The organism is Paraglaciecola sp. (assembly GCF_039964565.1).
Taxonomy (GTDB): Bacteria; Pseudomonadota; Gammaproteobacteria; order Enterobacterales; family Alteromonadaceae; genus Paraglaciecola.
In genome coordinates this window covers 18979-30818 of sequence record NZ_JBDVXF010000039.1, presented here as the reverse complement: position 1 = coordinate 30818, position 11840 = coordinate 18979, and the positions used below count along the sequence as shown (strand labels likewise).

Sequence of the window (11840 nt, the reverse complement as noted above, 5' to 3'; positions counted from 1 at the left end):
TTCACCGTAGGCTACTATTGCGACAAACAACCCTGCTGTAAATTTCTTGCAGGAAAAATCTGTCCAAGGGTCGCATTCAATTGTTGCCATTGCTGGCCCATTAGATCAGCTTGTTGTTGAGTTAATACTTGGCCAAATTGCTTTTCACGTTGCTCTTCAATATGGGTATAGTGAAAAATACGCATATCCACATTTTTGACGTTTTGATAAGTGTTGTACATATCATCAATATTCTTCTGGGAGTCATCTACAAATATGATTGCCGCGAATTCTCTGTTGGCTTTATTTAGTATATGTTGCAGCATTTCACCTTTATTCATGCCTGATGTCATCATCACCCCTTGCATATAACTCAGTTCACGTCCCTTTATTTCCCTGAACATAAAGGTATCTAGCCCCACAGGCGCAAGTGCGCTGACACTCAAATCGACTTGATTACGGATTAATTCACGTTCTGTTGCGGCGCGGTATTTAGGAGCCCGAGAGGTTAGCGCCATGACGGTATGTCCAGATTTTTGCCAATTAGAAATAGTATTATCAAGTTGAGGTTCGGTTAACTTCATTGGGGCTAATTCGTAAAGCAACCCAATAGAATCTTCAAATAAACACCCAACTGTTTGTGATGGGCTAGGTTTAATATCAAGCTTTCCTCTTTGCCATTGATACCACACATCGCTACCTATATCTGTGGTACTGGTCAGAATAGTGTTATCAATATCCATGACAATTAACACCTTATCTTCGCCATATTGCTGACTCAATGACGAGGTAACAGTCACCACATCGGCGAAGGAGTGAACTTCTTGTTTAAGGGTGCTTTTTGAAGTAGCCTCTGTTGCAACAGGACTAGATTCTGGCTTTGAGTTTACTGCCGAACATGATGAAATCAACATAGCAGTAAATACGAGCGACGCGTAAATTGATGAGGTAATTTTCACAACCATTCCTGTAGAATTTTAGATGATCAGACTGAATGGTCCATTATCAACACATTCCGCCCTATTGTCGATACTCATCATTAAAACCTTCAGTATCAAATACCTTATGGACTATGCAATTGTTTGCAAAAACTGCTTCACTGATTTTTTCGGCGTTTTCGTGAGCTTTTGAACTAATGTAAAAGGCACCTCATCTGCACGAGTCAATTGCGAAATATCTTCTAACATAGTTATCCACAACTTGGCTGTCATTTCAGAATCAAATAAAGCTCTATGGAAATCCCCTCCTGAAGGGATGTTCTTAAAACTAATGAGCGTACCTAATTTATGATTCGGAGCCTGTTGATATAAACGCCTAGCGATAAGCAAAGAACAAGCAAAATGGCCAGTGTAGTTTCGAGTTATACGGCCTAATTCAGCATCCAAAAAACGTTTGTCAAATGATGCGTTATGGGCAACTAAGTTACTGCCTTCGATAAAGTCAGCAAATTTATCCATAACTTCATCACATGGCGGAGCTTGGTTTAACATTCGATTGGTGATGCCGGTGTAATTTTCAATAAAGCTACTGATGGGTTTCCCAGGGTTCATTAACGCCTGAAAACGTTCAACCACTTGCCCTTTTTCTAAGCGCACCGCGCCAATTTCAATTGCCCTATCTCCCATATCAGGAGATAAACCAGTGGTTTCAAAGTCGAGTACAATAAGTGAGTTGGCGCCGCTTTGCGTCATTTACAAATTACCTTAGTTATGTGCTTGAGTTGTTCTATAAAAATCTGCCGTTTTCCAAGAAAAAGACAAAATATTATAAAAACTACTGACTATGACGTTTCTTTGCCAACATAATGTTGCGATAGGTATCTATCCAATATTTGTCACTATTGGCCAGTAAATAATCAAGAAACTTGGCATGTTGTTCGGTTGATGTAACCAAGTGATCTCCACCAATTCCGTGAAACAATACGTTAACCAACTTGATATTTGGTGGCTGTTTTTCAATAAACTCGATAATCTTTGCGCTGCTGATATCACTCGGCGCAATTAATGCGGCAAAGTTTGGGTCCTCTAAACTTTTTATTGCTACAAATTGTTCTTTGACCGCATTCACGTAATTGCCATCCTTAGCCATTTGGTCAAAACAAGGCGGTGTGAAAGTATGCTCACTATACCCATCTAGCGAAGTGAGTATAGTATTCGCTAAAGTTATTTCACTCACCATTGTTTGCACCATTCTATCGTCTAATGCATTCCAAGGCTCTACCCACTCCCTACCTGGTTTACCACTATGGCAGGCATGAAATAATGAATGATTACCCAGTTCATGGCCTTGTTGAGCCAACTGACGCCATTCTTGAATTCGATTTTTAAATCCGTCAGACAAAGGAACAATATAAAATGACGCCTTAAGGTTTCGCTGATTCAACGCTGGCAAGGCGTTATCAAGTTGACTATTAAGTGCATCGTCATATGACAAACTAATCGCTATTTTTTCACCTTCTGGCCATTGCTGTGCTGCCAACGCAGATGGTTGAATGATGAATAAACCGATTAGCAAAAACGCTAAGTTATGAAAAAAAACTGTTACCCGTACCACGTTGTCACCATCTGCAATTTGTTTGCATACTAGTGTAAACAAATACTCACTCTAAGCTCTAGTCAAAAATGCTATTTATTGATTAATAACGGGCGTTAACCTGCTGATATTTTGGATAAAGTCATGAAACCATGATACATAATGGATTTACTTATTTTCACAATTGAATTCTATGAAACCTGATGACAACATCGCAAAATTAACAATATTTTTACAAGGTTTACATGATGTACATGAGTAAAAAAACCTGCTTCATACTTCTATCAGCCTTCTATTTGAATGCATGTGGTGGAGGTGGGGCGAATAATGCTTCTACAAGTTCTCCTTCAACACCTACACCCGCCGCCAATGTTGCGCCTACCGTTGATTCAGGTAGCGATCAGGTAGTTGAGGAACTCAGCGAAGTTACACTTAGCAGCAGCGCTTCAGATTCTGACGGAACGATAAACTCCTACCTCTGGGAGTTAACTTCAAGTGGTACAACTGTCACATTAGTCGCTGCAGACACTGCCACGGCAAACTTTGTTGCCCCGGAGGTAGACGGTGAGCAAGTATTGACATTTTCAGTTACTGTTACCGACGACGATGGAGCAACCAGTAGTGATTCCGTAACAATAACCATTACTAATGTCAGCTCAACTACTCCACCTCAAACCGGTGAGCTGCAAGTCCCAGAAGGTGGCACTTATATCCTAGCTGCTAACCCTTTATCTGCAGCGTCGTTTTGGGAAGGTAACGGCAGTCAACCTGTGGGAACTAGCAATATCGTTGACCTAACACACCCGCAATTTACACAAGCCTTGGAAGTGGATATCACCAATCCTTCGGGCGTTACTTGGAATGGCAATATTAGTATTGGACTTAGTGAAGGGGTGAAAGTGGGTGACAACTTACTGCTGCATTTGTATTTTCGCACTATAACCAGTCAATACGAAACCGGTACAGGTTTTACTCGTGTGTTACTGCAAGGTCCAGAACCTGAATACGTTAAATTAATTAGTCGCAACATCAATAGTGCTAGTGAATGGCAAGAGTTTTTTATCCCCGCAACAGTCACTCAAGAGTTTGCACAAGGTGAACTAAGCTTAATGTTTGAACTCGGAGCGGGAGACAAGCCACAAAAATTTCAACTGGCCGGCATTGAATTGTACAACTATCAACAAAACATTGCTTTTGCGGACTTACCGCAAACAGAGGCAACCTATGGTGGTCAAAGCGAAGACGCGCCTTGGCGAGCTGAAGCTGCAGCGCGAATTGAAGAATATCGCAAAGGTGATTTTACCTTAACCATACAAACTCCTAGCGGTGACAAATTGTTCGATATGGATATCGATATCACTATGCGTAAACATGCTTATCACTTCGGTTCTGCCGTAGTGTCCAATTTGTTGGTGAGTGAAGATGCAGACGCTAAAACCTATCAAAACAAAGTGTTGGAACTTTTCAATCAAGCGGGTCCCGAAAATGACTTAAAGTGGGGGCCATGGATTGGTGAATGGGGCAGCAGTTTTGACCAAGACACCACCTTAGCTGGCTTACAATGGTTAAAAGATAACGATTTCTACACGCGAGGCCACGTTTTGGTTTGGCCCTCTAAACGAAATATGCCTAACAGCATGCAGCAATATTTGCCCGATGACCCTAGCAATGCTGATCCCCAAGTTTTAGTTGCTGTCACTAATCATATTGATGATATTGCGTCAAAAACAGCGAGTCTAACCTCTGAGTGGGACGTACTAAACGAACCCTACGACAATCATTATTTAATGGATGCATTTGGTAATGACATTATGCTCGATTGGTTCGAGCGAGCCCGCGCTAACTTGCCTGAGCATAAACTCTATATCAATGATTACAGTATTTTATCGTCCGCTGGGTTAGACACCGCTCACCAACAACACTACCAAAATACCATTGAGTATTTGTACACCCACAATGCGCCCATTGATGGCATTGGATTACAAAGCCATTTTAGTGATGTACTAACTGATATCCCCAAGGTTTATAGCATTATTGAGCGTTTCCACTCAGCATTTCCAAATGCCAATATTCGCTCTACTGAATTTGATGTCGCGACACAAAATGAGCAGTTGCAAGCTGACTACACCCGTGACTTTATTACCATTTTCTTTAGCCACCCTGCAACGGTTGGCGTTCAGCTATGGGGATTTTGGGCGGGTAGGCACTGGGTGCCCGAAGCCGCATTATACGATCTTGATTGGCGTGAGAAACCTAACGCACGGGTATGGAAAGATTTAATATTTAATCAATGGCACAGTGAGTTTGCAGGAAAAACCAGCAGCGAGGGTACCTTTAGCGGCCGTGGCTTTTATGGAGAATATGAAGTGATATTCAGTTATCAAGGTACAGAACACAGCATGACCTTCAATGTCGAAAAAGGTGCAGAGAATAATATTGTACTCACTACCCCCTAAATCCTATTTCTCATAGCCAAAGATAAGAGTTTACCGTTAGTGTTTTATGCAAAGACTAACGGTAAAGCTTGAACGGTAGACCATATTTATCACGTAAATATGAAGTTACTTGGGTGACTTAAACACGTTCAATCAATAATGCCGTGCCAGTGCCGGCTGCGCCACTTGCCGCTACAATCCCAGTTTTCAGATTGCGGCGTTCTAGCTCATCAAGCAAGGTTGACAGCATAATAGTGCCGGTAGCGCCTAATGGATGGCCTAAAGCGATACAGCCACCATTAACATTCAACTTATCATCGTCGATTCCCAACTCTTGTTTACACATGACCATAGTGGCTGCAAAAGCTTCGTGAATTTCAAATAGGTCTACTTCATTAGCCGTGATATTTTCTCTGCGCATCAATTCTTTGGCGGCGATGACGGCGCCAGTGATTACCGAATAAAGATCCGCATTGGTATTACACATTGCGGTTATTTTCGCTCTTGGCGCAACACCTAATTGTGTTTGAACATCTAAGCTACCAATGAGGCTAACAGCAGCACCATCGGCCATAGAAGGCGAATTTGCTGGGGTGTGCACGTGTTCAATATGTTCTAATTCAGGGAATTTTTGCAAATATACAGCATCCACTCCTTGCTCACCTATTTTTGCAAAGGACGGCTTCATTTGAGCCAGCCCTTCCAAGGTGCTCTGCCTAATGAGTTCGTCATCTTTGAAGCTGGTATTTTTTGCGGCATTATTGATTGGCACAATAGACTTAAAGTAACCATTATCTCTAGCGTGAGCCGCACGTTGATGACTTAATAAAGCGACATTGTCAGCGTCTTCACGACTCACCTTATATTGTGATGCAACTAAATCGGCACCACTTCCCATCATAAACATGCCCATTTTTGAGGCTAATTTAATATCCATAAATGGACTGGGTTTATCAGCAAACATCGGAGTGCGAGATAACATTTCAATACCACCAGCAACCACCAATGAGTCCATTCCTGTCATCACTTTCATCGCTGCAATATTCACAGCATCGATACCAGATGAACAGTAGCGGTTGACTGTTAATCCGGAAACGTTACTCGGCCATCCATGATACATAACAGAAGATTTCGCTATGTTCCCGGCTTGTTCACCCACCTGAGTAGCGCAGCCTAAGATAACATCTCCAATATCTGTTGGGTTAAGGCCGGTTCGCTGTTCTAGAGTTGAATACAGCGTGCTGAGTAATTCAAACGGAGAAACATCATGTAAACCACCCTCGGGTTTAGCTTTCGCTCTTGGGGAGCGAATAATGTCGTATATATATGCCTGATTCATGTTGTTTTTCCTGAATTTTTTAAAACGAGTTTCGGATTTAAGCTAGATTTTCAGTGACGATCCGCACCAACAATAAAAGATGCGCAAGTTGTCGCACTGCCACCAAGGTTAAAGATGCCAACGTTTTTAGCGTTTTCGATTTGATAATCCTCGCACTGCCCCGTGACTTGTTTGTAGGCATCTAACATCATGCGCACACCTGTAGCACCGACAGGATGACCCAAACCTATCAACCCACCACTTGGATTAATGGGCAAACTACCAGTAAAATCTATGCTTCCATTTTCTATGGCTTTCCAAGACTCACCAGGTTCGGTCACTCCAAGATGGTCAATAAGCATATATTCAGTCATCGAAAAGCAGTCATGTACTTCTAATAAGTCTAACGAGTGAATGTTTTCTATTGCTGCGCGTGTTAAGGCGTCATTAAATGTGCCTTGAACATGTGGAAATATTAATCCGTCTGCTGGACTTTGCTGTAGTTTGCGTTTCATTAATAAAGGAGCACTGCGGTGTCCCCAACCTTTAATTCTAGGGATATCAGATAACTTGATATTGTGTATTTTTGCGTACTCGGCGGCGTATGTTTTATTTGCTAGGAACACAACTGCAGCACCGTCTGTAATCTGCCCGCAGTCTTGTTTGCGCAGTTGCCCTTCAACAATTGGATTAAATTCATCCCGCTGACTAAAGCTGTCAGGGCTAAACTTCCAATTACGAGTTTGCGAGTTGGGATTACGTTTAGCATTAGTAAAGTTTATCTCGGATATGCGGCTTAAATGTTGAGTATTTATCCCATAGCGTTGTTGATAATGCTCTAACAAATCTGCAAACAATCTAGGCCAAACGTAACGACAATTTTGCGCTTCTTTGCCTACCCAAGCGGCGGAGCCTAAATAACTGGCTCCGGTGGCCGAATCGACGTTACGCATTAACTCTATGCCCATAACACAGGCTAGCTGGTAATGGCCTGCTTCAAGGTCACGCATAGCGCTCAGCAAAGCCATAGAACCAGAAGCACAGGCCGCTTCATGCCTAGAGGTTGGAATATTGCCAAAGGCTGGTTCGGCGTGAGCAAAAAAGCCGTTTAGCTGCGATTGTCCGGTAAATAGATCAGCGACAAAATTTCCAACATGAGCAACATCTACATCCTTGGCGTGTATCTTTGCTTGACTCAAGCCTTGCTGCAAACATGACTCAAACAATTCATAAATGCCCTTACCTTCTCTAGCCCAATTGCAGCTATAGTCTGTCTGGCTACCACCCAATACGTAAATATCTTGATTATTCATAACTTTCCACACTTACATTTGATTTAAACAGCTATTACAACCCTACGGCCTTGTCACTGCTTACCCAACATGCATGAAATCCAACAGGTACACGTTCAGGTATTTTCAACCGACATATAGGGCCAGCACTAATCTTACGAGCATCAAAAATCTGCGCTTCACTATTACCCGTCTCATTGTCCGTGAGGAAACTAATTAGATACCCATCATCTTCATTTTTTGCATTATCGGCTGGAGCAAAAGGCGTTTCAGAGCCACAGGTGCCGGCAGGGAATTCATAGGTTTGGTTTTCGCGAGTCTCATGGTCAAACTTAAATATGCCACTGAAGTTAATCAATGAATCGCTTGGCATCAAAGTGGAGTAACTGTATCGATATTTTTTGCCCAATACCCAATCAGAATTAATCATTGGAAATTCCACATTGGTATCATCCAGCTGTTCTTCAGTGGTTTCTCCTGTGATTAGGTCAAAGGTCCAGCGATACAATTTTACGTTGTGCCAAGTACCAGCAGACTTCATACGTTCTATTACGCCATCACCAGGTTGACGAGGCATAATAGGATCGGGCTGACGACAACCATCCATGATGATTTTTCCATCTTCTTCATAGGCATTAACTGTGTGGTAGATATAACAAGCGCTAGCATCAAACCATTGGATATCTTGTTGTTTGCCATGGCGCGGAATCACCGCAAAACGACTCGGGCGGTCTTTAAAATAATGCAATCCGTGGCGGCCTTCATTCCAATGCAAAGGCAAGTCCATCAATATCGAATAGTTCTCAGTGATAGCCATATCGTGCGGAAGGCGTGCCCCAGGTAAGGGTATTTCAACGTAGTCAGTTAACAGGCCGTTTTTGTCTGCTACCCCATAAGTTAGATACGGTTGTTCCATGTTGTAGTCGAAAAACATTAATTCACCGGTAGCGTCATCTACTTTGCAGTGGGCTGACATTTGTCTGGGAAGTTTGCTATTAAAGGTTTCTTGCCCTTCTGTTTCTAATGTCACCGGATTGACTCTGTATGGAATACCCGTTTGATAGAAGGTCGTTAATAAGGCTCCGTTATGCCAAACAACGTCTGTGTTCGAGCCGTCTTTAATGGAAAAGTCGCTACCACTACCAGGAGGTGAATTTGGATCAGGTCGTGGCATCGCATAACCTGGCCACAAAACCTTTTGCGCTTCGCTTTCCATGTTGAAATGTTTGGTTCGTATCCAACGGTTCCGATAACTCGCCTTACCATTTTTAAATGCCAAAGCGTGCAACATGCCATCACCGTCAAACCAATGATGCGGACCTTTACTCGCAAAACGCGAGTTGGCACCGTTTCTGATATACACCCCAGTCAAGTCATCAGGCAGCTGCCCTTCCAACACAACTAACTCATCTTCAGTGTGTTCAAATTTTGTGGGTCCTAGGGCGCCATGCAAATAAGGATTTACATTGTGATAATGTTCTTCAACCCCAGTCCACTCGGGTGTATCAAGTGCTTCATATTCTTTAATTAATTTAGTGCTCATAGGATTTCCTTTTTAACTTAATTTCAAATGCTAATTACCTTAGCAAGCAGGCTCACAAATGCTCAGAAAGCTGATAACGCAATACCTTCCCCAACGGATTTCGCGGGATGCCTGACACTATTACCAATTTTTCAGGGAGCTTAAATGACGCAACATGCTGTTGTTTTAGGTAGTCCGTTAGTTCGCCAAGGGTGAGTGATTTTCCGGGCTTAAAGGCGACAAATGCAGCAATGCGTTCTCCCATAATATCGCAAGGATAAGAAGCCACAGCGACATCTAGAATACACTCGTGGGCATTGAGCAGATTATCTAGCTCAGCAGGCGCAATGTTCATACCGCCGCGTATGATCAAGTCTTTGCAACGACCTATAAAAGTATAAAACTGAGGGTCTTGGGAGGATATTTGGAATAAGTCACCAGTCTTAAAATAACCATCTGTAGTGAATGATTCGGCCGTTTTTAAAGGTGATTTATAGTAACCATCAAACACGCCAGCGCCTTTAATTTGTAGTTCTCCGGACGTATTCTTTTGTGTAATTTGTTGCCCTGTTTCGACGTTAACTAAACGGGTCTCTAATAAGTCACTTCTACATGGAAATAATCGTGCGCGTTTTTCTGGACTTTGAGTTTCGTTAGGCCCACAGAGTAAACTGACGCCTTCGTTGGAACCAAAATGATTGACTATTTCTATCCCAAACAATTTTTTGTAACCTTCTACCATCCACACATCAAGGGGTGCAGATCCTGAGCCTATGGCTCTGATGCTCGAGAAATCAATGGCATTTTTAAGCTTTTCATCTTTCAACAAAGCGTTAAGTAATGCAGGTGGCGCCAATGTGTAATTGACTTTTTCGACCACAATTTGCTGCAAGAAAACCGCTAGGTCTAAAGGATGATGTAATACTAATTTTCCGCCGCTGTACAACCAGCTTAAAAACATTCCGCCTATTGACGCCATATTGATCAGCGGAAACGGGTTAAGTAAGGTTTCATTATCCTGAATTTGATTGCCTAGATAGGTAGCTTTGCCTATCGCCAACCATTGATTGTGGCTTCGTGGAACACCTTTAGGGGTGCCTTCTGTGCCCGAAGTCCAGCAAATAGTGATAAGGTCATCTGCACTAACCTCTTGGCGCTGGGAGTATTCAGCATATTGCGTAAACGAACTAATATCGTCTATCGCAGATGATAAGTTACAATCTGCGTCCCCTTCCCCCCACAACAAAATTTTAGGGGCCGTCGACTGCATCGAAGATAACTTGATGCTATTGCGAATCCTGTCTACTAGTGACGTTTCTTTAAACGAAGGGGTCAGGATTATCGCCTTAGGTTCTAGGATATTTAATATACCCGACAACTCATTTTCCTGATATTGCACTGGCACTGGGCTAATAATAATGCCCAGACGTGAAGCGGCGAGATAGGTATAAATCAATTCCACTATATTAGGCATTTGCACCAATACAATGTCATCTTTTACTAAACCACTATTCAGAAAGACCTCAGTTAATTGATCAATTTTTAGTGCCAAGTCTTGATAAGTCAGTTGCTGCGCAGCTTGCCCCGTTAGGCTTTCTTTATCTGCAGGATCGACCAATGCAAAGCGATCCGGGAAGCGACTAGCGGATTTGTAAAATAACTCATCGAGCCGCTTTAGACCCCATTCACCACTACTGTGGTATTGTTTTAATCTATTTTTGTCGGAAGTAATCATAGAAGTACCCTAGTTTGAGCTGTATTTACGCAGGATGTTTGTCTATTCATGAGACTGGTAAGGGAGCGTTGATACTCATTTTTCAGGGTCTCAACCACTTCGGAAATAGGCTGAATCGCTGTTGAACTCGCAACACCTTGACCTGCGGCCCATATATCTTTCCAACGCTTGTTTTCTGTCCCCGCTGCACTGGCAAAATTGATCTTTGCTGCACTTGGCATATTATCTGGATTGTAACCACCATTAATAAGAGATTGACGTAACCAGTTGGCTTTCACACCAGTGATTGCATCAGAAACCACAACATCGCCTGAGTCTGAGTCCACCACCATCTGTTTGTATTCTGTTTGGCAAAGGCTTTCGTCGGTAGGTATAAAACGCGTGCCTAAATAGGCAATATCCGCCCCCATTGCTTGGGTGGCCAATACGGCTTCGCCACTACCAATGCCGCCCCCCAATACTAATAGGCCTTGCCAAAATTTACGTATTTCTTGCACAAACACAAAAGGTGAAAGATAACCCGTATGTCCTCCCGCGCCAGTACTGACTAACACTAGTCCATCAACCTTTGCAGTGACTGCTTTTTTTGCATAACTTGGGTTGATCACATCTGCCAGTACAATACCTCCGTAATTGTGCACTTCTGCCACTAGCGCTGCAGGGCTGCCTAGTGCAGTAATCACTATTGGCGGCTTATGTTTGAGAATCATCTGAAAGTCTTCTTTACCTCTAGCATAAGTAGGATGGGTAATGAGATTAACTGCCCAAGGTGTAGTGATCTGCTCATTATCTAAACGCGTATTAATCTGGCCTAGCCACTGATCCAGTATTTCAGGAGTACGAGCGTTTTGGGTTGGAAAGCTACCAATGATCCCTGCTCGGCAAGCATTAACCACCATGTCTGGCCCCGAAATTAAGAACATCGGCGCTTGCATGACAGGCAAGCTTAATTTTTTGGTAAGTGAAGAAGCTGAATTCATAATGCTGATTCCTGTCTAATATGACCTAAGACCGTCTCCTAGGAGAC

At 42.8% G+C, this 11840-nt stretch carries 9 protein-coding genes; 1 reads left to right on the top strand and 8 read right to left on the bottom strand.

Annotated elements, in window-relative coordinates; all coding sequences use genetic code 11:
• Positions 1-14: 14 nt before the first annotated feature.
• The 3 genes from ABJK37_RS17235 to ABJK37_RS17225 form a co-directional block, all read right to left on the bottom strand.
• Positions 15-938 carry a DUF2608 domain-containing protein gene (locus tag ABJK37_RS17235; RefSeq protein ID WP_348356533.1) on the bottom strand — a complete coding sequence of 308 codons (924 nt, stop codon included), beginning with the start codon at positions 936-938 and terminating at the stop codon, positions 15-17.
• A gap of 111 nt (positions 939-1049) precedes the next feature.
• A complete protein-coding gene (locus ABJK37_RS17230; RefSeq protein ID WP_348356531.1) occupies positions 1050-1670 on the bottom strand; it encodes a 3'-5' exonuclease in 621 nt (206 codons plus the stop codon).
• An 82-nt stretch (positions 1671-1752) separates the two neighbouring features.
• Positions 1753-2574, bottom strand: a complete 822-nt coding sequence (locus ABJK37_RS17225) for a polysaccharide deacetylase family protein (RefSeq protein ID WP_348356529.1) — start codon at positions 2572-2574, stop codon at positions 1753-1755.
• 191 nt (positions 2575-2765) lie between these two features.
• Here ABJK37_RS17225 and ABJK37_RS17220 point away from each other — a divergent pair, with 191 nt between their 5' ends.
• On the top strand, positions 2766-4967 hold the full coding sequence (locus ABJK37_RS17220; protein ID WP_348356527.1) for an endo-1,4-beta-xylanase: 2202 nt from the start codon (positions 2766-2768) through the stop codon (positions 4965-4967).
• Positions 4968-5085: 118 nt separating this feature from the next.
• Here the strand turns inward: ABJK37_RS17220 and ABJK37_RS17215 are convergent, their stop codons facing one another.
• From ABJK37_RS17215 to ABJK37_RS17195, 5 genes are read right to left on the bottom strand one after another with little or no spacing between them, the layout of a single operon-like run.
• Entirely contained in the window at positions 5086-6285 is a 1200-nt protein-coding gene (locus tag ABJK37_RS17215) for an acetyl-CoA C-acyltransferase (protein WP_348356525.1), read from the bottom strand.
• A 50-nt stretch (positions 6286-6335) separates the two neighbouring features.
• Positions 6336-7577 carry an acetyl-CoA acetyltransferase gene (locus ABJK37_RS17210; protein ID WP_348356523.1) on the bottom strand — a complete coding sequence of 414 codons (1242 nt, stop codon included), beginning with the start codon at positions 7575-7577 and terminating at the stop codon, positions 6336-6338.
• Between the two features lie 34 nt (positions 7578-7611).
• Entirely contained in the window at positions 7612-9099 is a 1488-nt protein-coding gene (locus ABJK37_RS17205) for a carotenoid oxygenase family protein (protein WP_348356521.1), read from the bottom strand.
• A 52-nt stretch (positions 9100-9151) separates the two neighbouring features.
• A complete protein-coding gene (locus tag ABJK37_RS17200; protein WP_348356519.1) occupies positions 9152-10813 on the bottom strand; it encodes a class I adenylate-forming enzyme family protein in 1662 nt (553 codons plus the stop codon).
• Entirely contained in the window at positions 10810-11793 is a 984-nt protein-coding gene (locus ABJK37_RS17195; RefSeq protein WP_348356517.1) for a nitronate monooxygenase, read from the bottom strand. Before ABJK37_RS17195 ends, ABJK37_RS17200 begins: the two co-directional genes overlap by 4 nt.
• Positions 11794-11840 lie beyond the last annotated feature (47 nt).

What these genes read in the sequence shown, in the direction of transcription:
- ABJK37_RS17230 (WP_348356531.1), bottom strand. Translation starts at nt 1,670, where the DNA reads ATGACGCAAAGCGGCGCCAACTCACTTATTGTACTCGACTTTGAAACC.
- ABJK37_RS17220 (WP_348356527.1), top strand. Translation starts at nt 2,766, where the DNA reads ATGAGTAAAAAAACCTGCTTCATACTTCTATCAGCCTTCTATTTGAAT.
- ABJK37_RS17215 (WP_348356525.1), bottom strand. Translation starts at nt 6,285, where the DNA reads ATGAATCAGGCATATATATACGACATTATTCGCTCCCCAAGAGCGAAA.
- ABJK37_RS17210 (WP_348356523.1), bottom strand. Translation starts at nt 7,577, where the DNA reads ATGAATAATCAAGATATTTACGTATTGGGTGGTAGCCAGACAGACTAT.
- ABJK37_RS17205 (WP_348356521.1), bottom strand. Translation starts at nt 9,099, where the DNA reads ATGAGCACTAAATTAATTAAAGAATATGAAGCACTTGATACACCCGAG.
- ABJK37_RS17200 (WP_348356519.1), bottom strand. Translation starts at nt 10,813, where the DNA reads ATGATTACTTCCGACAAAAATAGATTAAAACAATACCACAGTAGTGGT.
- ABJK37_RS17195 (WP_348356517.1), bottom strand. Translation starts at nt 11,793, where the DNA reads ATGAATTCAGCTTCTTCACTTACCAAAAAATTAAGCTTGCCTGTCATG.